Origin of the sequence: Vibrio sp. ECSMB14106 (assembly GCF_000972265.1) — a bacterium.
In the GTDB taxonomy this organism is placed as follows: Bacteria; Pseudomonadota; Gammaproteobacteria; order Enterobacterales; family Vibrionaceae; genus Vibrio; species Vibrio kanaloae.
In genome coordinates, this window is the sequence record NZ_LAUM01000003.1 from 189805 (window position 1) to 209277 (window position 19473).

The 19473-nt window shown below is 43.5% G+C and carries 19 protein-coding genes; 12 read left to right on the forward strand and 7 right to left on the reverse strand.

Going from position 1 to position 19473, the window contains the following annotated elements:
* Positions 1-545 precede the first annotated feature (545 nt).
* The 3 genes from WR49_RS02930 to WR49_RS02940 all read left to right on the forward strand — a co-directional run bounded on the left by WR49_RS02930 (position 546) and on the right by WR49_RS02940 (position 4350).
* Positions 546-2432 (forward strand): PTS mannitol transporter subunit IICBA, encoded by a 1887-nt coding sequence (locus WR49_RS02930; protein WP_046223003.1) that lies wholly within the window; start codon positions 546-548, stop codon positions 2430-2432.
* Positions 2433-2614: 182 nt separating this feature from the next.
* The gene (locus WR49_RS02935; protein ID WP_046223004.1) at positions 2615-3763 is read left to right on the forward strand and encodes a mannitol-1-phosphate 5-dehydrogenase; all 1149 of its coding nucleotides are present in this window, start codon (positions 2615-2617) and stop codon (positions 3761-3763) included.
* A 50-nt stretch (positions 3764-3813) separates the two neighbouring features.
* A complete protein-coding gene (locus WR49_RS02940) occupies positions 3814-4350 on the forward strand; it encodes an MltR family transcriptional regulator (protein ID WP_017057619.1) in 537 nt (178 codons plus the stop codon).
* A gap of 261 nt (positions 4351-4611) precedes the next feature.
* On the opposite strand, the gene nagB is transcribed toward WR49_RS02940, so the two are convergent.
* Together nagB and WR49_RS02950 are read right to left on the reverse strand one after the other, a co-directional pair.
* A complete protein-coding gene (nagB, locus tag WR49_RS02945) occupies positions 4612-5412 on the reverse strand; it encodes a glucosamine-6-phosphate deaminase (RefSeq protein ID WP_017057618.1) in 801 nt (266 codons plus the stop codon).
* A gap of 579 nt (positions 5413-5991) precedes the next feature.
* On the reverse strand, positions 5992-6345 hold the full coding sequence (locus WR49_RS02950) for a DUF413 domain-containing protein (RefSeq protein WP_017057617.1): 354 nt from the start codon (positions 6343-6345) through the stop codon (positions 5992-5994).
* A 154-nt stretch (positions 6346-6499) separates the two neighbouring features.
* Between WR49_RS02950 and WR49_RS02955 the strand changes: the two genes are divergently transcribed.
* A complete protein-coding gene (locus WR49_RS02955) occupies positions 6500-7390 on the forward strand; it encodes a LysR family transcriptional regulator (RefSeq protein ID WP_017057616.1) in 891 nt (296 codons plus the stop codon).
* 192 nt (positions 7391-7582) lie between these two features.
* Here WR49_RS02955 and WR49_RS02960 read toward each other — a convergent pair whose 3' ends face one another.
* A complete protein-coding gene (locus tag WR49_RS02960) occupies positions 7583-7786 on the reverse strand; it encodes a hypothetical protein (RefSeq protein WP_017057615.1) in 204 nt (67 codons plus the stop codon).
* Between the two features lie 233 nt (positions 7787-8019).
* Between WR49_RS02960 and WR49_RS02965 the strand changes: the two genes are divergently transcribed.
* The 3 genes from WR49_RS02965 (at position 8020) to WR49_RS02975 (ending at position 10524) form a co-directional block, all read left to right on the forward strand.
* Positions 8020-9468: an AlkA N-terminal domain-containing protein gene (locus WR49_RS02965; RefSeq protein WP_046223006.1), complete on the forward strand. Its 1449-nt coding sequence runs from the start codon at positions 8020-8022 to the stop codon at positions 9466-9468.
* 25 nt (positions 9469-9493) lie between these two features.
* Entirely contained in the window at positions 9494-9976 is a 483-nt protein-coding gene (locus WR49_RS02970) for a methylated-DNA--[protein]-cysteine S-methyltransferase (protein ID WP_017057613.1), read from the forward strand.
* Positions 9977-10137: 161 nt separating this feature from the next.
* A complete protein-coding gene (locus WR49_RS02975) occupies positions 10138-10524 on the forward strand; it encodes a hypothetical protein (protein ID WP_046223007.1) in 387 nt (128 codons plus the stop codon).
* Here WR49_RS02975 and nhaD read toward each other — a convergent pair.
* Positions 10521-11960: a sodium:proton antiporter NhaD gene (gene nhaD / locus WR49_RS02980; RefSeq protein ID WP_046223008.1), complete on the reverse strand. Its 1440-nt coding sequence runs from the start codon at positions 11958-11960 to the stop codon at positions 10521-10523. The two genes, WR49_RS02975 and nhaD, sit on opposite strands and share 4 nt — an antisense overlap.
* A 389-nt stretch (positions 11961-12349) precedes the next feature.
* Here nhaD and WR49_RS02985 point away from each other — a divergent pair, with 389 nt between their 5' ends.
* From WR49_RS02985 to WR49_RS02995, 3 genes are all read left to right on the forward strand, one after another.
* Positions 12350-13087, forward strand: coding sequence for a nucleoside recognition domain-containing protein (locus WR49_RS02985; protein ID WP_046223009.1), 738 nt, complete (start codon positions 12350-12352; stop codon positions 13085-13087).
* Positions 13087-13554: a YjiG family protein gene (locus WR49_RS02990; protein WP_017057609.1), complete on the forward strand. Its 468-nt coding sequence runs from the start codon at positions 13087-13089 to the stop codon at positions 13552-13554. Before WR49_RS02985 ends, WR49_RS02990 begins: the two co-directional genes overlap by 1 nt.
* A 610-nt stretch (positions 13555-14164) precedes the next feature.
* Positions 14165-14551, forward strand: a complete 387-nt coding sequence (locus tag WR49_RS02995) for an MAPEG family protein (RefSeq protein WP_017057608.1) — start codon at positions 14165-14167, stop codon at positions 14549-14551.
* A gap of 138 nt (positions 14552-14689) precedes the next feature.
* Here WR49_RS02995 and WR49_RS03000 read toward each other — a convergent pair whose 3' ends face one another.
* From WR49_RS03000 to WR49_RS03010, 3 genes are all read right to left on the reverse strand, one after another.
* The gene (locus WR49_RS03000) at positions 14690-15343 is read right to left on the reverse strand and encodes an START domain-containing protein (protein ID WP_156155657.1); all 654 of its coding nucleotides are present in this window, start codon (positions 15341-15343) and stop codon (positions 14690-14692) included.
* A gap of 167 nt (positions 15344-15510) precedes the next feature.
* Positions 15511-16551 carry an acyltransferase gene (locus tag WR49_RS03005; protein ID WP_046223010.1) on the reverse strand — a complete coding sequence of 347 codons (1041 nt, stop codon included), beginning with the start codon at positions 16549-16551 and terminating at the stop codon, positions 15511-15513.
* A gap of 122 nt (positions 16552-16673) precedes the next feature.
* Positions 16674-17630, reverse strand: coding sequence for an AEC family transporter (locus WR49_RS03010; RefSeq protein WP_046223011.1), 957 nt, complete (start codon positions 17628-17630; stop codon positions 16674-16676).
* A 160-nt stretch (positions 17631-17790) separates the two neighbouring features.
* Here WR49_RS03010 and WR49_RS03015 point away from each other — a divergent pair, with 160 nt between their 5' ends.
* Positions 17791-18384 carry a TetR/AcrR family transcriptional regulator gene (locus WR49_RS03015; protein ID WP_017057604.1) on the forward strand — a complete coding sequence of 198 codons (594 nt, stop codon included), beginning with the start codon at positions 17791-17793 and terminating at the stop codon, positions 18382-18384.
* A 234-nt stretch (positions 18385-18618) separates the two neighbouring features.
* The gene (locus WR49_RS03020) at positions 18619-19467 is read left to right on the forward strand and encodes an alpha/beta fold hydrolase (RefSeq protein WP_046223012.1); all 849 of its coding nucleotides are present in this window, start codon (positions 18619-18621) and stop codon (positions 19465-19467) included.
* The last annotated feature ends 6 nt before the right edge of the window (positions 19468-19473 follow it).

Sequence of the window (19473 nt, forward strand, 5' to 3'; positions counted from 1 at the left end):
ATAGCACATCTCTTGCTGCTGACAGCAGTGCGTTGTGATCAGCTTTTGCTGCAAGAGTGTGGTGAAGGTGCGCATGATGTATAAGCCAATTGTGTAACCGAGAAGATGCGATTGGATAATTTTGAGCGTGATCTATGCCTCACTGTTTTGTAATTAAATTACACAACACCAGTTCATACTCAAGGGTGTGCGTATATTTCTCGCTTTGTATGGCGTTCTTTTATACGTTTATTATCGTTTTATTGAGTGTTCTTTTGTTTAATGTGATTGTTGTCACTATTTATTTTTAATGGTTGCGCATTAAACTGTGATCTTGATCGTTAGTTTATGAGAGTTATTCTCACTAATTTTGCTTTGTAATTTAAATTCATGGAGTTTTTGTGATCTAAGGCATTGTTGTTAACCCTAAAGTGTTTTTTGTGTGTGATGTTTGTCACGAAAGTTGGGCTGGGGTGCATTTTGGAAATGTTGTGATACATTTTAATCAACTTTTGAGCACACACTTTCGGTCATTTGACCAACCAATACAATACGGGGTTCTACCTATGTTATCACCAGAAGCAAAGATCAAGGTTCAAAACTTTGGTCGTTTCTTATCTAATATGGTAATGCCAAACATCGGCGCATTCATTGCGTGGGGTTTCATTACTGCACTATTCATCCCAACCGGTTGGTGGCCTAACGAAACGTTAGCATCAATGGTTGGTCCTATGATTACGTACCTATTACCACTATTGATCGGTTATACCGGTGGTAAAATGGTTGGTGGTGACCGCGGTGCGGTAGTGGGCGCTATCACAACAATGGGTGTTATCGTTGGTACTGATATCCCAATGTTCATGGGTGCAATGATTGTGGGTCCACTAGGTGGTATCGCAATTAAGAAATTCGATGAAGCTGTTCACGGTAAAGTGAAGAGTGGTTTCGAAATGCTAGTGAACAACTTCTCTGCGGGTATCATCGGCATGATCTGTGCGATCATCGCGTTCATCGTGATTGGTCCTGCGGTTAAGATTCTGTCTGGCGGACTTGCGGCTGGTGTAAACGCAATGGTAGAAGCGGGTGCACTACCTCTAGCATCTATCTTTGTTGAACCTGCGAAAATCCTATTCCTAAATAACGCAATCAACCACGGTATCTTCTCTCCACTAGGTATTCAGCAATCTGAAGAAATCGGTCGTTCTATCTTCTTCCTAATCGAAGCAAACCCAGGTCCTGGTTTTGGTCTTCTACTTGCTTACATGGTGTTTGGTAAAGGTAGCGCGAAGCAATCTGCTGCTGGTGCATCTATCATCCACTTCCTAGGTGGTATCCACGAAATTTACTTCCCTTACGTTCTAATGAACCCACGTCTAATTCTTGCTGTAATCGCAGGTGGTATGGCGGGTGTATTCACTAACGTAATGTTCGATTCTGGCCTTATCTCTCCAGCATCTCCAGGCTCTATCTTCGCAGTATTGTTGATGACACCTAAAGGCTCTTACATCGGTGTGGTTCTTTCTGTTATCGCTGCAACGGCTGTGTCTTTCATCGTAGCTTCAATCCTACTTAAGACTTCAGCTCAAGGTGACGATGAAGGTTCACTAGAAAAAGCCTCTGCTCAAATGAAAGACATGAAAGCGTCTTCTAAAGGTGCAGCAGCAGAAGCAAACGTCAACCTAGCGGATGTAAAAGCAGTCTATGTAGCCTGTGATGCGGGTATGGGTTCAAGTGCGATGGGTGCAGGTCTTCTACGTAAGAAAATAGAAACAGCTGGCCTAGACATCGTGGTAACCAACTACGCAATCAACAACCTACCGGCTGATTCGCAAATCGTTATTACACATAAAGACTTAACAGACCGTGCTCGTAACACCGTTCCAGGTGCAATGCACATGTCTTTGAACAACTTCTTAGACGCAGCAGTATACGACCAACTAGTCGCTGAACTTGTAGAAGCACAAAGTGGTGACGTAAAAGCTCCAGCTCCTGCAGCGGCTCCAGCACAAGAAGTCAACAAGTTAGCACTCACTGACGACAGCATTTTCCTTGGCCTAAAAGCGACTCAAAAAGAAGACGCAATCAAGTTTGCTGGCGAACAATTAGTAAAACTTGGCAACGTATCACCAGAATACGTAGACGGCATGTTTGCTCGTGAAGAACTTGTGTCTACTTACCTAGGTGAGTCTATCGCAGTACCACACGGCACAATCGAAGCGAAACAGTACGTACAAAAAACCGGCATCGTTTTCTGTCAGTACCCTGAAGGTATTCAGTGGGGCGAAGATGAAGATGATATCGCGAAGATGGTTATCGGTATTGCCGCACAAGGCGATGAGCACAACATGGTTCTGATGGCTATTACCAATTCACTCGATGATGAAGAAGCTGTGGAATGCCTACAGAACACAACTAACCCTGCTGATGTTCTACGTATTCTCAACGGAAACTAAAAAGCTCTAGTCAAGCTCCTGAGTGAAGGAGGCCGGTATCCCCCTACTGGCCTCATTTTCGGTCTTAATCTTTCTAAAAGATTCAGTCTGAATAGCTTACTGCTAAATGTCTAGGGCACATCGTAAAGGCACGTTGTTGAGCAGTTAGCTATCTAGATTCAAATATTTATAAGGTCAAAATTATGAAAGCGTTACATTTTGGTGCAGGTAATATAGGTCGTGGTTTCATTGGTAAGCTTCTTTCTGATGCTGGTATGAAGGTTACGTTTGCTGACGTAAATGAAACGGTTGTAAATGCGTTAATTGAACGCCAAGAATACCCAGTTAAGATTGTTGGCGAAGAGTGTGTTGTCGAAGTTGTTAAGAACGTGACAGCAGTTAACTCAGCGACAAGCGCAGTAGTAGATTGCATTGCTGAGTCTGATCTTGTGACGACAGCAGTGGGTCCTACGGTTCTTAAAATCATCTCTAAGTCTATCGCTCAAGGCATTGAAAAACGTGCAGCAGCAAACAACACTGCACCAATGAACATTATCGCGGCAGAGAACATGGTTCGCGGTACAAGCCAATTAAAAGCAGCCGTGTTAGAGCACCTTTCTGATGAAATGAAATCGTTCACTGAAGAGCACATTGGCTTTGTTGATTCTGCAGTTGACCGTATTGTTCCACCGGCAGAAGCAGGCGAAACAGACCCTCTAGCGGTAACGGTTGAAACGTTCAGCGAGTGGATCGTAGATCAAACACAATTTAAAGGTGAGATTCCAAACATCCCAGGTATGGAATGCACTGACAACCTAATGGCTTTCGTTGAGCGTAAACTGTTCACGCTAAACACAGGTCACTTGGTAACGGCATACCTTGGTGTGCTTGCAGGTCACGAGACAATCAAAGACTCTATCGAAGATGATGTAATCCGCGCTGAAGTAGCAGCAACGATGGAAGAAAGTGGTGCGGTTCTGATTAAGCGTTACGGCTTTGATCCAGAAGCTCATGCTGCCTACATCCAAAAGATTCTAGGTCGTTTTGCTAACCCGTTCCTACGTGATGAAGTAGACCGCGTTGGTCGTCAGCCAATTCGTAAACTGAGCCCGCAAGACCGTCTAGTTAAACCATTAAACGGTACGCTAGAATACGGTCTACCGAATATTCACCTAGTAAAAGCAATCGCTGCTGCGTTCCATTACAAGAACGAAGATGACCCTCAAGCGGTTGAACTTCAAGCAATGTTCGCAGAAAAAGGCTTTGCTGAGACATTAGCGCATTATTCTGAGCTGAATAGTGACTCAGAAGTTGTTAAACTAGCGGAACAAGCTTATCTAGCATTGAAATGATAAACCATCAAAGTGTCACACCTGTGGCACTTTCTTATTCTCGAGCCGTTATGCCAATACAAACAAGTCATGAAACTGAATTACTCGAAGCCCTTTCGGAAGCTGAGAGTGCTGGCGCCTGCCTAATGGCGGCTTATGATGCATTGGACGACACGGTAGATGCCGTATTAAAGAACATCTTTAAGAAAGACGACACGGCAATTAAGTTCGTTGTCGAACCACTTCTCAACAGTGGTGGGCCGTTAGGCGAGATCATGATTCGTGCTAAGTTGCTACTTGGACTTGGCGTGATCAGTAAAGAACTCTACGACGATCTCGAGGTTTTCGTTACCTTGAAAGAGTGGGCGAAAATACAGGGTGAAGACACCAGCTTTACAGAAGTTGATGTGATATTTGAGCTCAACAAGGTGCACGCGATTCAGCGTATTATGCCTATCGAATATGACGCGGAGATGGTGGAAACGATGTCTGGCCCAATGCTTGAAATGTTCTTGGGGCGACATAATCAAAAGGTGAAGTCGACGATCATATTGGCTATCACTGACATTATTACGACCTTATGCCGAGATAACGCGCTGAGCTCTTAGCGCTAGTTTGCAGCCCTTGCTTATCTTGTTTAACATCCTACACATCTGGTAGCTGTTCGTTCGTTTCAATACAAAGTTTAAAATGATGGCGGTTTCTCTCGTTGGAGAAATCGCTTTGTTGTTTTTGTGCCTCTAAAAATATCCGAAACCTCTTCCCATTAAACACAAAATCAACGCGCACAAAAAAAGCCACATTCAGTGGCTTTTTTTATTCAAGACGCTCTCTTTATAAAAACGCCTTTCTATTCAAGACTATGCGGATTATAGGTCTTGGATGTTCTCAGCTTCTAGCTCTTGGAAGTAGCGCAGAGTCTTAACTTTTAGCTCTTGTTGCGCTGGCTCATCAGCAACGATGATCGCTTTACGGTGCATCTGTAGAGCGGTAACCGTCCACATGTGGTTTACAGAACCTTCGATAGCCATTTGAAGCGCTTGCGCTTTGTTGTGGCCTAGAGAAAGGATCATTACTTCTTCAGCGTCTAGAAGAGTAGCAACACCGATAGTTAGTGCGTATTTAGGAACTTGGTTGATGTCGCCATCGAAGAAACGAGAGTTGGCAATACGAGTGTCTTCAGTCAACGTCTTGATACGAGTGCGTGAAGATAGAGAAGAACCTGGTTCGTTGAATGCGATGTGACCGTCGATGCCTACGCCGCCCATGAACAGGTTGATTTTTCCGTATGAACGGATTTTCTCTTCATATGCTGCACAGTGAGCATCGATGTCTTCAGCTTTGCCGTCTAGCAGGTTGATGTTTTCTGCTTGGATATCAACGTGGTTGAAGAAGTTCTCATGCATGAATGTGCGGTAAGACTCTGGGTGGTTTGGGTCGATACCAACGTACTCATCCATGTTGAATGTTACAACGTGCTTGAAGCTTACTTCGCCAGCTTTGTAAAGTTCAATTAACTCAGCATAAGTAGTTAGAGGTGTGCTACCTGTAGGAAGACCTAGTACAAATGGACGCTCAGCAGTTGGAGCGAATTTGTTGATAGAATCTGCGATATGACGAGCAGCCCATTTACCTACTTTAGCTTTGTTGCTTAATGGAATAAGTCTCATTGATTTTGCCCCTAGAAATTAAATTTACAGTGTTCTGAAACATTAATTCGCATTATAAAATAAGTTATCAAGTTCTGCTATTGTTTTAGGTCAAGTTTTTACTTTTTTCCTCGTATCTGTGACTAGAACGCTCAAAATTGCACAATTACTGTATGGATATTTGGTGGCGTTAAACAAGATTAATACGCTTGTCATATACAGGAATGTTGATTTGATTCAGTGCCTAAAAGGGTCAGTGCGTTTCAACCTATTAAATAGCTTTGGCGTATTAAAGATCTTCAGTGTAATAACGAGCTTTGAAAGTATAGTTGAGGCAGCAAAATAATGGTGGCAATGTAGCGCTATCGTGATAAAAGGAAACAGCAGGGTGAAGAATGATGATCCTAATTGGGTCTGATACCCGTGAAATTGTGTGAGAACAGAGGTCTGTTCACGCTATCGTTATGAATTATCTATAAATATAGGTAAAACCAAGCAGGTTAGCTAAACTGACCAACTACGAAGAAAAATCGTGTTTGAAGATAAAAATAGAAGGTAAAAAAAGCCCAAAGTGATGAGGTATCACCTTGAGCGTTTTTACTAATCTTCTAACACTAACTCACTTTCGTATTCTTCTCTAGACACTTCGCCACGTTTGCAGCCGTTTAGGGTATGAAAGCGACGGCGTCCACGAGCCAGTTGAATGTATTTCAACCAAACACGCTCTAACTTTGACTTAGCCTTATGAGGGTGAGACAGCACTTTTAAGAAATGTTTTTCTTCAGCATTGGTTGGCGTTAACTCACCAGTCTCAAGTGCTAGCATTGTGTCACCAAATAAGGTCAGGACTTCCTCTTCTGAAAGAGTAAAATTACCTGATTTAGCGAACCCTCGTGGGAATTTAGTGGTGTCATAAAAACGTTTTTTTCCGTGTCGGAATTCGGTCTCAGACATATCAGCCTCAGTAATGTGGTTAGATAGAAATTAGTGTTTATTGTTCACGCGAACATATTGTTAAAAGGCTACAATGGGAAACAAAATGTTTTTGCCTTTACGATAAACAATTCTAGATCGGCTAGTTAGCAGATTTATTACAGAGATGCATTTGATGGATGTGAAAGTATTTAGAACCTTTCTTGAGGTTGCAAGAGTACGCCATTTTGGGCGTGCAGCAGAAAACTTGTATTTAACGCAAGCCGCAGTGAGTGCGAGAATTAAACAGCTAGAAGGCTATTTTGATACTCAGCTTTTTATTCGTGACCGCAACAATATCAAGCTTACTTCCTCTGGTGAACGTTTGATTGGTTATGCTGAAGTGATGGTTTCTACCTTACAACAAGCTAAATTTGAGCTGTCGTTGGAAAGTGGGAAAGCCTTGCAGCTAACGTTGGGTGGCACGCCGAATATTTGGGATGCGTATTTACAAAACTGTTTGAGTGTTGTGACCGATTCCTTGGGTGGCTACGGCTTTATGGCAGAGGTGATGGGGCGTGAGCAGCTCAACCGTCACTTGTTAGAGCGAACCTTAGATATGGCTTTCGCTTTAGATCAGATCAAAGCAGAAGAGCTAAACTGTAAAAAAGTCGCAGATTTGGTTTTGGTGCTGGTATCAACGCAGCAAGATGATCTGGAATCTGTATTCCAGCATAAATATGTTTATGTCGACTGGGGAACGCGTTTTGGTTCTGAACACGCAGAGCGTCACCCTAAAGTGCCGGCACCGTACCTACGTACTTCGACAGCCCGCATTGCCCTGGATTTCATTTTAGAGAAAGGCGGCAGTGCGTATTTGCCAGTATCTCTAGTTGAGCCTTTTATCGACTCTGGCCAGCTACACAAGGTGAAAGGGGTTGAAGACTGGTATCGCCCAATTTACCTGAGTTACCGTAAAAGTAGCACTTCGGTTGACGCGATCATGCAGGTCGAGAAATTGGTTAATGAGATTGACCCATCGACTGCATATACGTTGCAACAAGCCGCTGAACAAGCGCCTGAATAGTAGTATTCATTTGTTACTATGCTGATGAAATAAAAAGCTTATTCTATAAAAAATGGCTCTCAAGAGAGCCATTTTTGTTTTTAAACCAGTTTAAGCTTGGTATCTGTAACCTATTCCAAGGCACCTAGTTATTACGGTGCCAAGTTTTTTAAAGCATCATGTTCTAAAATAGCTATGCTTTCTTTCAAGGAGCTACAGGTTCATTAAGTTCTCAATGGACTCTTCAAGAGAGTGAGACAGATATGAATGAATCTGATTTCCATCGGTTGCGTCTATTTCAATCTTAGAAATCCCGTTGCTCGCTTTATCTTCAAGAAAGCTGAGAGATTGTTCAACTGATTGACTGGTGAGAACTTGTTGGTTTGATAAAACAATACGACACGTGTGCAAAACCATAGCCTTTTTTCCTTTTATTCGATAAGTCTCTACATCTTGGCGTGCTAAGTACTTATCGTTGACGTTGTGAGAAGAATACCTTCTCTAGGTTAAATTTAGTCTAATTGAATAAAATTAAAACTTTTTTTGTGATTTATCTGACCTTAGCTTCCGAAAATGGCTAGCGACAATGGCAGTTCACGGTAAACTTTTAGTTATCAGAATGAAGGTTATGATTAACGGGAAAGTACGACATGTCGAAAACTATTCATCACAACAGTACATTAACGAGTGAGCAATGCCATTTAGCTCGTTATGCACGAGACGCTCGTTTTGATGGGATGTTTTTTACTGCGGTGAAAACCACGGGTATTTTTTGTCGACCTATTTGCCCTGCAAGCCCACCCAAAGAAGAAAATGTCGAATACTTTTCTCATCAAGCTCAAGCTTTGAAGGCGGGGTATCGCCCTTGCTTACGCTGTCGCCCAGACAGCGCCCCTTTCTCTCCTGCATGGAAAGGGGTTGAGACCACCTTTCTGCGAGCTATGCAATTAATCGATAACGGTGAACTGAATTCAGGATCGATTGTCGACCTTGCTACTCGATTGGGTATTTCAGATCGTTATCTGCGAACCCTATTTGACAATTACATCGGGGTGTCACCGAAGCAATATAGCCTTTATAGCCAATTGATGTTTGCCAAGCAGTTACTGCATACCAGCAGCATGAGCATTACCGATGTGGGCTTTGCGAGTGGTTTTAATAGCACGCGCCGCTTCAATGATGCCTTTCTAAAAGAGCTGAAGCTTTCGCCAAGTCAAATCCGAAGAGCCAAGCCAAATAACAGCCTAAGTAATCATATCCAGTTAAGTTTTCACGGCCCGCTGGACTGGAACCATTTGTTGGCTTTTTATCGACGACGAATGATTGAAGGCTTAGAAGAAGTAGGCGAGGACTATTACCAGCGCACGGTGAATGTGAACGGTTCGAGGGGATGGTTCAAGGCCACGCTATTGACAGAGAGCCGATTAGATATTGAATTTGAGTTGGACGATATAAGCCAATTAAGAAGCTTGATTGCTAACATTCGACGTATGTTTGACCTAGATGTCGACATTGCAAAGGTCGAAACATTTTTTACCACTATCGATCCTACTCTAGTCGCTAAAAGTGGTATTCGTATCCCTGGAGTATGGAGTGCTTGGGAGGCTGGAGTCAGAGCTATTCTTGGGCAACAAGTCTCGGTCACCGCAGCGATTGGCCAACTAAATTTGTTGGTGCGTGAGCTTTCTGGCTTACATGGGGATACTGATACGCAAGAGTCTGTTGATTCACCAGCGCCTGTCGATTCACAGGAGCCGTTTGGAATACAAGACAAAGCGTATTTCCCAACACCGCAACAGATAGCCGATGCAGATGTGAGTTTCTTAAGAATGCCGGGAAGCCGCAAGGACACCCTCAAGCGTTTTGCTGAATACATGGTAAACAACGAAGCCGAGCATCCTTCTCAGTGGATTGACCTAAAAGGCATTGGACCTTGGACGATTCAATATGCGTTGCTTCGAGGCTTAAGTGAACCTAATCATTTGCTAGTGGGCGATTTGGTGGTAAAGAAATTTATCGAGCATCGTCCTGCCATTAATGCACAAAGCGTGTCGCCATGGGGCAGTTACGCCACATTCCATTGTTGGAATCAATCTTAATCGGAATACTAAGCTAGGAGATATCATGGCTAATCGTTTTACTTATTATGAGAGCCCGTTAGGCATCATTACTTTGCAGGCCAATGAGCAAGGTTTGCTTGGCGCTTGGTTTGAAATCCATACCACAAAGCCAGATCAGTTGGGTATTCAAGATGATAGCTTTCCGATCTTTGAATTGGTTGCTGAGCAACTTAATCGTTATTTTGCTGGTGAGGTCATTCAGTTTGATGTGCCGATCGCTGCGAAGGGAACTCCGTTCCAGCAATCGGTTTGGCAAGCGCTCACGACAATCCCTTATGGAGAAACATGGAGTTATGCCCAATTGGCTGACGCGATTGGTAACCCGAAAGCGGTGCGTGCGGTTGGTTTGGCGAATGGCAAAAATCCAGTGTCAGTGATTGTGCCGTGTCACCGAGTGATTGGCAAAAATGGTAAGCTGACAGGTTATGCGGGCGGTGTGGAACGTAAACAGCGCTTGTTGGTGATTGAAGGAAGAGAGGAAAGTTAGAGGATTCTTCTATAGGGATTTTTGTTGACGAAACCCTGTCAATCAAAGCTGCAGAACAAGGGGCATTCAAGTGGTAACTTCGCAGTAAAATTGTCGTTTTCTGGAAAATGCTGGTTTGGTTGCATATCCTTTTATCATGTACTTTAGGCAAGGATGCCCAAATGAATCGCTATCAATCACTTATGTTCAGCTGCAGTAGCGTGTTATTACTGACGGGTTGCTTAACGGATACCACTCGCCCTTTCGAAGTACCACAGTTGGTTTTGTTCACAGGTATGTATGAAAATGCTGACAGCGACAGCTATCTGCTTTTTGAGTCGGGGAAAGTGACCTATCAAACCACGGATAACACGGTTACCCGCAGTTATAGCGTCGACGATGATTTGGTCATCATTGAATTAAATTCCGGAAGCAGCCGAACTGATTCAGACTTGGTGATGCGAGTTCAGCATCAAGGTGAAGTACTTACCTGCAATATGTGCCCAGCAATGCAGTTAAGCAATGTCTGGACACGAGTTGAGAAGCCGCAGAAAGGTCCATTGAATTAGAAAAGGCCACCATTCAACCACAAGTGAGCAGCAATACTGACCACGTAGCCAATCATGATCGCTGGCATCCACTTCAAATGACCAAAGAAGGTATATTTTCCGTGTGCCGCCCCCATTAATGCCACGCCCGCCGCGCTACCAATCGATAATAAGCTACCGCCAACCCCTGCCGTTAAGGTAATCAATAACCAGTTACCTATCGACATTTGAGGCTCCATTGATAACACCGCAAACATAACCGGAATGTTGTCGACAATTGCGGACAAGATCCCCACCATGATATTGGCCCAAATTGGATCCCATTGGCTGTACATTACTCCAGAAGCAAGTTCCAAATACCCAAGCAGACTTAAACCACCGACACACATTACGACGCCGTAGAAGAACAATAATGTGTCCCACTCGGCATGAGATACTCTTCTAAATACATCAAATGGTACGACTGAGCCTAATCGCTTGAGTGCGCCTTCGTCGTTGTTGGCAATCGCCATCGCTTTTTTCTGGGCGAGTGAGTTGGGTAAGGTTTTACGCAAGTAATAACCAAAGAACTGAAGATAGGCGAGGCCCATCATCATACCCATGACGGGAGGAAAGTGAATCACGGCGTGGAAAGCGACAGCTGTGGCAATCGTCATGATGAATAAAAATACGATCCTTCTTGCTCCACGTTTTAACTCGATATGTTGGTGCACGGTATCGGGCTGAGTTGTGGGAACGAAATATGACATGATTAAGGCTGGAACCACATAGTTCATGACTGAAGGAATAAATAGGGGAACAAACTCGCTAAAACTCACGTAGCCTGCCTGCCATACCATTAGCGTTGTGATATCCCCAAACGGACTGAATGCGCCGCCAGCATTGGCTGCTATCACGATATTCACACAGGCAAGGTTAACGAATTTTGGATTTGATCCTGCAACCTTTAGAACGACGGCGCACATTAATAAAGCGGTGGTAAGGTTGTCGGCAATCGGGGAGATAAAGAAGGCCAGAATACCGGTTAACCAAAATAGAGATCGGAAGTTAAAGCCTTTACCTACCATCCATGCCTGAAGTGCATCAAACAGCCTTCTTTCTTCCATTGCGCTGATGTACGTCATCGCGACCAACAGGAAAAGCAGTAATTCGGCGTATTCGAGTAAGTTATGTTCGAGTGCTTGTTTAGCCACCTCGGTGAGGTTGTGTTCTTGGTAGGTGAAGCCAATGATGATCCAGATGAGACCAGCAGCAAGTAAAACGGGTTTCGATTTCCGCAGTTTTAAATACTCTTCCATCATCACAACGATGTAGGCGACAACGAAAATGGTCAGGGATAGGTAACCAACAAATGAGTTGGTGAGCTTGAGAGGTTCTCCTAACTGAGCAGTAGCAGCGTCTGCCACAGTAGAAAAAAATAAAAAAGAGAGAACAACTGAAAGCTGGATACCTAGCATGGATTACGCTCCGAAGTTAATGAGTTATTAACACGCGTAAAAGCGTAGACCTAAATAAGTTCGTGGGGTGTGATAGATATCTTAATAATTCAATAGATTATGATTAAAAGATTGCCTTAGCTAAGCTATCGATAGGGCTTCGTTATTTATGTACAGCTAGGTTATTGGTGTGGTTTTTATTGGTTTTTATTGGTTTTTTTATGTTGAGTTATTAATTTATTTTGGTTTTTGAATCTGGCTTTAAATTTAAATCACAGTTTGATGTTTCGCTATTGGTGTTTTGGGTGAATTTATATGCTATTTGATTTTGGTCATTAATCGTCGGATCATTAACTTGCACTATCTATATGTGTTTTGTTCCACATAAACGAAGGCATATAGAGGTTCCTATGACTAATCCAACACAAAACCATCGTCCAACTACGGTTGGTAGTTACATCGCACTCGCTTTTGCGATTGTGTTCTTTTCTGGATTCATGCAGTCAAATGAATGGTATGGGGTGTTCGATTTTACAACGCTCAACGGTTCATTCGGTAAGGTCGCTTACGATGTGAGTGAATCGGCTGATGGTATTCAAGCGGCAACGACGTCACTGCGAGGCAAAGGCGGAAATGGTGCTCGTGACGGTTTTATTTTTGCTTTGACACTTATTCCGACCGTGATGTTTGCACTGGGTATGATCAACGTACTTGAGCACTATGGTGCACTGGATGCGGCTCGAAAACTATTGACACCTCTGCTTCGCCCTCTGATGGGGATTCCGGGCAATTCAGGCTTGGCACTGATCGCTTCGCTGCAAAGTACTGATGCTGGTGCTGCGATGACGAGACAACTGAAAGACGAAGGGCATCTGACTAAGCGTGAAACCGATGTGTTCACCATGTTCCAGTTTACGGCGGGTGCGGCGATCGTTAACTTTTTCTCTTCAGGTGCAGTGTTGTTCACGTTGACGGCAATGGACGGCTCTCTTGCTGTCACTTCATCAATTGGTTTAGCTGTTGTCGTGATATTTATCTTTAAGTTTGTTGGTGCGAACCTATTCCGAATTTATCTCAACATTACTGAAGGTAAAGAAGACAAACCAAAATCAGACAAAGAACCAAAACTGGAAGAGGAAGTAGCATAATGAGCGAAGTTAAAGCAAAGAAACCAATGGTGACTGATATTTTCGTTGAAGGCGCTAAGAAAGGCTGGGTAATTGCCACTACTTCTACGGTACCGAATGTTCTAATGGCATTCGTCATCATCAAGGCATTACAAATCACAGGTGCACTGGATCTGATGGGCACTGTGTTTGCGCCTATCATGGCGGTATTTGGTTTACCTGGCGAAGCGGCAGCGGTACTGATTGGTGCGTGGATGTCGATGGGCGGGGCTGTTGGTGTGGTTATCACGCTGTTTGACCAAGGTATCTTGAACGGCAACCATATCGCTATTTTGGCGCCTGCTATCTACTTGATGGGCTCTCAGGTGCAGTACATGGGCCGTATCATGGGACCAATTGGTACTGAAGGTCGTTACATTCCAGTGATGATCGCGATTTCGGTATTGAATGCTTTTGGTGCAATGTTCTTGATGAACATTATTTTGTAACGTGATTTCTAGATCTTTTTAGACGTAATAAAAAGGAAACCCCGTTTGGCTTTCACCAAACGGGGTCTATTCTTTTTGTAGCCATCCTGCTACTGCGCGTTACTTATCTTTCAATAGGTAACCAATGCTCCCTGCATCGTTCCTTGACTTGGTTAAATCCTTTAACCTATCCAATTCATCGCCTTCCTAGCGGTGTCCTTGCTAACTCATCATTCCGATAAGTGACTCTATCCTAGAGCATAACTTCCTTGCTGATAACTCATCCTAAGTCATCAAATCTTCATCCTGAAGATACCTAATCCGTTAGGCTTTTTCCTGTTCCTGCCAACTCCCTGTCGACACATACATTAAACACTCAGGAGGCTTTGTTCGCAATTGAGTTGGAGAAGTAAATGAATACGTTAACTGAAAGAAATATGCGTTGATTCATACAAAACAAGGGGTTGGGGTTGTTTTTTAGGAAACTTCTGCGAAGCTTAGTTGTGATATCTTACTTCTGTGTAAGAGATCTCTCACAGGTGTTAGGGCATAAATACCATGACGTGTTTACCCCATCAGTGAATCTATGGGTAAAATACGCCGAATAAACTCCAATTTATAGGGATAGATGATGATTACAGCACTTTACGCAGCTTTGCTGACAGTATTAATGATATGGCTGGCGATCGAAGTTATTAAGCAAAGGCGTATTAATCTTATCGCTCATGCTGATGGCGGTGTTGAGTCGTTGCAGGTAGTACGCTCAGCACAAAGTAACGCAATGGATTACATTCCAATTACGGTAATCTTGATGGGCTTCCTAGAGATGAATGGTGCCAGTGTATGGTTTATTCATGTGCTTGGCGTCGCGTTTTTATTAGGGCGAGTGATTCATGCAAAAGGGATTTTGGCGAAGAACTTGAAAGGTCGAAAAGTGGGGATGGTGCTAACGCTTATCTGCATGATCTCTTTGATTGTCCTAAACTTAGTTTACCTACCTTTTGATAAAATGTTCTAGAGAGCATTATGGCATTGCGCCTTCCTCCTGCTTGGGCGATTGTCCTCGCAGGCTTGATACTGAACGTCTTGGTGCCTATCTTAGCTCAAAATATAGCTAGAAGGCCTAGCCTAACTGACGTTAACTAGACCTGTATCGTTAGCGAGGCTCGTTTGGCAGGTTCGGGTGTTGTTGGCCTTGGTACTTTGGTAGCTGCTCTTTCAACCCTTTAAACGTGCTCAGTGCACTGCTAATCGATAACTTATTCATTAGCCAGTTAGGTAAGATGCCTCCTGCGTTCGCATAAGCGGTATAGGTGATGTAGGTATTGCCATTGGTGAGAGGCTGTAGGGTCCACAAGGCGTCGATGTCGTACATTCGAATATACCCTGCCTCTTTAGCTAAATAGTTCGATGCATCTTTAATAGATAAGACAAACTGCCCATCCTCCACTCTGTATTTCGAGTAGGTCACCATGTCTCTATCTTGGGCTGGCCATGGCGCTTTGAATTGGGTATAGACGATGTTTTCCGCGTCAGAGATCTGCATCAAGACGCGGCTGTTCGACACGTTATCTATCCAATTTGGTACGTTCTCACTGTCTTCCAATAGCAACAAAAAACCAGAATAAGTGGTGGGCGTTTGCATTTGTGCTTGTATCTCTACCAACCCCGCAGTATGTGGTCGTTTGTGAATGATAATGCCATCTTCACTTTTTACAAATATCCATGGTAATTCGGTGGTTGCAAATACTATTGGACTAAAAAGTAAAATACAGGTGATAAAAATGGTTAGTCTTTGTAGGGGCTTCATTTTTCGTCCTGAAAAAAAGAAAGGCTATAACTAAATTATAACCTTTGTGGCATTAATACGAACATTAGATACTGACTTTTGGGTGCTTCATTTTAGCTTAGATAATGATTTGCTTTAGCTTAACCTCAGCCTTGAAGCTGCCATTTGAATTGACGTGAAAACAAGCATTAACGTAATAGCCATCGCTTTAGTGGTGTTTGTTCGATACCAACAACTAGCATGAAACTAAGCATAAAGGTACCGAAGAATACAATGCTATCTTTGGCTAATCCCGTGATACCTAATATTCCACAAACATTGAACAGTAAGATAATGATCAGTAGATGGCTTACATAGATACCCAACATACGGTTTGAGATAACACGAACCCATGCGTAGTCGCCGATGTTTGGATTAGCGAGAAGCCACATAAACACACCCATCCCCCAAAAAACTGTACCCAATAAGAAATCGTGAATATTAAAGGTGATATCAAATTGGGTTAGCCATGCAGCCTCAGCAAAGTGCATCAGCATACCTAACGCTAATAATCCCAACGCTTTAGCTGATGATATTTTCCACTGATGCTGTCGAATGAGGAAACCTAAGGTCACCATTAACGTGCTAAAGAACGGACCGTTACGCGTGAAGAACGGCGCGCTTAGATCGGTTAAACTCGCATAGCTGCCCGCCAACACACCATAAACATAAAGCAGAATAGCCGCTGGCAATAGCAGTTTGTCGAGTTTCATCTCAACCATTAAGGCGATGATCAAAACGGCACACACAAGAGCGGGAATAAACCACAAATGCACCAATCCACCCTCTAAGAAAGAGTTAAGTGGAGTGTTCATTAAAAAGTCCCAGTAGCCTTGGCGTTCGCCTAAGTAACCTAACTCTTCAACCTTAGCGAGATTGAATGGCATGACTAGGCAAATGACGCTCCAAATCAACCAAACTTTGAGTAGTGGTTTGGAGTAGTTGATGAAGGTTGTCCAAGGCGATGCGGTGAGCTTAGGTTGAATAAGATAGCCGGAAATAAGGAAGAACAGAGGCACGGCGAAGCGAGCTGCCTGGTTGAGCACATAACCAATCCATGGTACTTCATCTATTTGCCAATAAGTCAGTGCCATCTGGCCGTGTAAGCCAATGATCGCCAAGATAGCAACCACTCGACCCAACTCGATACTGGCGATGCGTTGTGAAGACGTATGTTGAACGGAAGACATATCAGATCTCTAAGAAAAATTTCGTAAAATCTAACAGCCTTTATGTGGAATCAGTTAGTCCTAAATCAAAGGTGGAGGCCTTTGATTTAAGGCTTATGTTTATTTTTTGAAGCCTGTCGCAGCTATATTAAATCCATTGCTGTTAATACGAATATACCAAGCGTGCAAGTGATAAGTGAAACGACAGTGGTTAGCGCGATAATATTGGCAGCCAACGTTGAGTTTCCGCCCATCGCACGTGCCATAACATAGCTTGCGGCAGCGGTTGGTGCTGCGCTCATCAAGAAAATAAGGCCAAGATCTAATCCTCTAAAACCGAAGAATAGGGCAGTAAGCGTGATCACTAGCGGAGCCAAAACCAGTTTGTATCCGGTTGAGAACCAAGCTGGGCCTTTATCTTCTTTTAGAGAGCGTATATCAAGCGAACCTCCCGTACACAAAAGGGCTAACGGTAAAGTCATATTGGCAAAATACTGCCCTGCATCTGTTACCATTTTTGGTACTGGAATCGACAATAAGTAGAACAATACACCTAAGGCGATCGAGATAATAAGCGGGTTTTTGGTAAGTGTTTTAACGATGACTTGAATGGCTTTGTTACCTGATTCTTGACCCTTTGGAGTAAGCGCAATAACAGCCTGAATATTATAGAGAACCGTCAAGGAGGCGACATAAAGAGCTGCGAGCGCGACACCATCATTGCCGTATATATTGGCAACATAAGCAAGCCCGATAATAGCGGTGTTGGCTCGAAAGCCACCTTGTACTATCACACCTTGGTCTTGGGGCTTTTTAAAGGTAATTTTAGTGCTGACAGTGGTGAACACGAAAAAGGCAAGGTTGGCTAACAAGCCAAAAATAGCGAGCTTTCCACTTGCGGCAAAATCGTGGTGAGACTGAACAATGCTGAGAAATAACATCGCGGGTAGAGTGACTTGAAACACCACCTTGGATGCGACATCAATGAAGTTGTCATTGATTAAGCCAATTCGCTTGAGCACCACACCAAGAAACAGCATTAAACAGATAGGGCCTGTTACTGACGCCGAAAACGCAAACTGTTCCCAAAGTGTGTTCATTCTTTTTCCTTTGTTAGTCGACTTCAATTTCCTTTGAATACTGTCGCATTTTTCCACAGTTCTTTGATAAGAGAAATTAAATCCCAGTGGTAAAGCAAAAAACTTGAAAAAAAGTACGAACGTGCTAAAAATAAACCATCAGATTTATCATTGGTGAATAATGAGCAAAGGAAAGATAACCAAAGAGTATATTTTGAGCCATGCATTCGCACTTGCGAGTGAAAATGGGCTTGAGAGTTTAACGATTGGTGAATTAGCCAAGCAGTGTGGCATGTCTAAGAGTGGATTGTTCGCGCACTTCAACTCTAAAGAGAACCTGCAGCTCTCTGTACTCGAGTATTCCAACGCCATATTCACTGAAAGAGTCATCATTCCCGCGCGAGAGTTGGGGGATGGTGATATTGAAGCGAAACTAAAGCAGTTGCTCGACAATTGGCTGGGTTGGAATCATTCGTTTCAAGGTAGCTGCATGTTTATTGATGCATGGAAAGATGCGGGCAGTGAAACCTCTGTGATTCAGAAAGCGCTGCAGAAAACGATTTCAGTGTGGATTGATTACTTGACGATTCAGATTGCAAAAGCGGTTGAGAGTAAACAGTTCAGAGCCGATTTAGACCCTAAGCAGGCAACCTTTGAGTTATACGGTCTCTACTTGAGCGCGAACTTGTTTTACTCCTTACGGGGCCAACAAGCGAGCCACACTCACTTTTGGAGTGGTGTAGAACGTTTAGTCGCCAGCTGGGAAGCGGTTTAACTCGTAAATCACTTAGTTCGCAAACCACTTAGCTTGCAAACCACTTAGTTCGCAAAACATAGAGTTCGCGAAGCATGTGAGCTTTGCTTATCTAAAACCTGAAAATTTGAAGAGAAGTGGCAGTAAGCAGCTATAAAAAGCTCTGCGCCATTTTTTACACCAACAAATAGCACGGTCGTTCGTTTTTATGGCCGAGCTCGATAAGCCAATGAAATGGTGATATAAGGAACGGTCATGAGTGACAAAATCTACTTCAATACATCGAATAAATTCAGCTTCAAACGCAGCCTAATTGGTGCGACAACGAACCTGCATTATATTCTAGCGCCGAGCCATGCAAAGAAAACAGCGCGTAAACTGCTGCTCACACCAATGCGTACAGAGCAAAAAAACGCCGATCCACAAGGGCTGATCAAAAGTGAGATCAAAGGTCGAGATGGCGTTTTAAAAACCTACTCTTTGGGCACTGGTCCAGTTTGGGTGCTTACTCATGGTTGGTCTGGTACCGCGAGTCAGTTCTTTCCTCTGATGGAGCATATCGCGGCTAAAGGTTTCACGGCTCTAGCTTACGATCACCCCGCGCATGGTGGCAGCGATGGCGTACATGGTCATATTCCTGCATTTGTGAACGGCCTTGAAACTATTCTCGATTCGGTGGGTGAGGTAGCAGGTTTGGTCGGTCACAGTATGGGCACTGCTTCTGCGTTGGAGTGCAGGCACGTTAAATTAGAAAACCAGCCGTTGTTGTTGATTGCACCTGTGTTGAATTATCTAGAAAATTTATTTGAGAGTGTGGCTCGTTCTGGTTACTCAATGAAGCTGTTTGAGGCAGTCGTGGGAGAAGTGGAAGAGCAGTTTAATTATCCACTTCAGTCTGTCGACCCTTATGGGAAGCTAGCACTTCGTAAATCTCAGACGATTATTGTACATGATGAGAAAGACAAGTTTTCGAAGTTTGATGTGTCTCAGCGTGCGGCTAATGAAATGGATTGTATTACCTTGATTGCGACTCAAGGCCAAGGGCACGGTCGAGTGATGAAGTGCCCACAAGTATTCGAGAGCTTTGATAACTTGATTGGCTAAGCTTAA

Bases quoted from the DNA above. Each gene is read 5' to 3' on its own strand.
- WR49_RS02930 (WP_046223003.1), top strand. From the start codon at position 546: ATGTTATCACCAGAAGCAAAGATCAAGGTTCAAAACTTTGGTCGTTTC.
- WR49_RS02935 (WP_046223004.1), top strand. From the start codon at position 2,615: ATGAAAGCGTTACATTTTGGTGCAGGTAATATAGGTCGTGGTTTCATT.
- WR49_RS02940 (WP_017057619.1), top strand. From the start codon at position 3,814: ATGCCAATACAAACAAGTCATGAAACTGAATTACTCGAAGCCCTTTCG.
- nagB (WP_017057618.1), bottom strand. From the start codon at position 5,412: ATGAGACTTATTCCATTAAGCAACAAAGCTAAAGTAGGTAAATGGGCT.
- WR49_RS02950 (WP_017057617.1), bottom strand. From the start codon at position 6,345: ATGTCTGAGACCGAATTCCGACACGGAAAAAAACGTTTTTATGACACC.
- WR49_RS02955 (WP_017057616.1), top strand. From the start codon at position 6,500: ATGGATGTGAAAGTATTTAGAACCTTTCTTGAGGTTGCAAGAGTACGC.
- WR49_RS02960 (WP_017057615.1), bottom strand. From the start codon at position 7,786: ATGGTTTTGCACACGTGTCGTATTGTTTTATCAAACCAACAAGTTCTC.
- WR49_RS02965 (WP_046223006.1), top strand. From the start codon at position 8,020: ATGTCGAAAACTATTCATCACAACAGTACATTAACGAGTGAGCAATGC.
- WR49_RS02970 (WP_017057613.1), top strand. From the start codon at position 9,494: ATGGCTAATCGTTTTACTTATTATGAGAGCCCGTTAGGCATCATTACT.
- WR49_RS02975 (WP_046223007.1), top strand. From the start codon at position 10,138: ATGAATCGCTATCAATCACTTATGTTCAGCTGCAGTAGCGTGTTATTA.
- nhaD (WP_046223008.1), bottom strand. From the start codon at position 11,960: ATGCTAGGTATCCAGCTTTCAGTTGTTCTCTCTTTTTTATTTTTTTCT.
- WR49_RS02985 (WP_046223009.1), top strand. From the start codon at position 12,350: ATGACTAATCCAACACAAAACCATCGTCCAACTACGGTTGGTAGTTAC.
- WR49_RS02990 (WP_017057609.1), top strand. From the start codon at position 13,087: ATGAGCGAAGTTAAAGCAAAGAAACCAATGGTGACTGATATTTTCGTT.
- WR49_RS02995 (WP_017057608.1), top strand. From the start codon at position 14,165: ATGATTACAGCACTTTACGCAGCTTTGCTGACAGTATTAATGATATGG.
- WR49_RS03000 (WP_156155657.1), bottom strand. From the start codon at position 15,343: ATGAAGCCCCTACAAAGACTAACCATTTTTATCACCTGTATTTTACTT.
- WR49_RS03005 (WP_046223010.1), bottom strand. From the start codon at position 16,551: ATGTCTTCCGTTCAACATACGTCTTCACAACGCATCGCCAGTATCGAG.
- WR49_RS03010 (WP_046223011.1), bottom strand. From the start codon at position 17,630: ATGAACACACTTTGGGAACAGTTTGCGTTTTCGGCGTCAGTAACAGGC.
- WR49_RS03015 (WP_017057604.1), top strand. From the start codon at position 17,791: ATGAGCAAAGGAAAGATAACCAAAGAGTATATTTTGAGCCATGCATTC.
- WR49_RS03020 (WP_046223012.1), top strand. From the start codon at position 18,619: ATGAGTGACAAAATCTACTTCAATACATCGAATAAATTCAGCTTCAAA.